1 protein-coding gene is annotated in these 729 nt (G+C 28.5%); it reads left to right on the forward strand.

Features of this window, described 5'->3' with window-relative positions; genetic code table 11:
- Positions 1-729, forward strand: a 729-nt coding sequence (locus DW761_RS20900; protein WP_394336436.1) for an N-acetylmuramoyl-L-alanine amidase family protein, incomplete at both ends; no start/stop codon positions are given.

Consider the following 729-nt stretch of genomic DNA (forward strand, 5'->3'; position numbering starts at 1 on the left):
AAAACATTTAAAGAAAATGATGTTATAGAAGAAAAAAAAGATGAAAAAGTTCAAGGCTGGTCTATTGAAGATGGGAAGACATATTATGTTGATGAAATAGGACACAGAGTTATAGGAATAAAAAAAATAAATAATGAATATTATTATTTTGAAAATGATGGAAGCCTTTGTTGTACTCAAAAATGGAAATATATAGATAATCAATGGTATTTAGTTAAAGCAAATGGAATGTTAAAAATTGGTTGGTACCATAATGAAGAAGGTTGGCATTACTTTAATTCAGAAGGGCAAATGTTAACAGGGTGGCAAGAGATAGATGGAAATACATATTTATTTACAGATAAAGGTGTAATAACAACAGGTTGGAGAAATCAAAATGGCTGGAGATATTTCAATGAACAAGGACATATGTATTTAGGATGGAAATATGTTTCAGGGGAAAAATACTATTTTAATTATAGAGGATATATAACAATAGGAATAAACGAGATAGGAAATGAGCTATATTATTTTAATGAACAAGGACATTTGAATAAACAAGAGAAATGGAGAAAAATAAATGGAGAATGGTATTTTATAAAAAGTGATGGAAGATTGAAAATTGGTTGGTACCATAACGAAGAAGGTTGGCATTACTTTAATTCAGAAGGACAAATGTTAACAGGGTGGCAAGAAATAAATGGAAATACATATTTATTTACAGATAAAGGTATTATAACAACAGGTTGG

It is taken from the genome of Absiella sp. AM29-15 (genome assembly GCF_003434225.1).
Taxonomy (GTDB): domain Bacteria; phylum Bacillota_I; class Bacilli_A; order Erysipelotrichales; family Erysipelotrichaceae; genus Hoskinsella; species Hoskinsella hominis.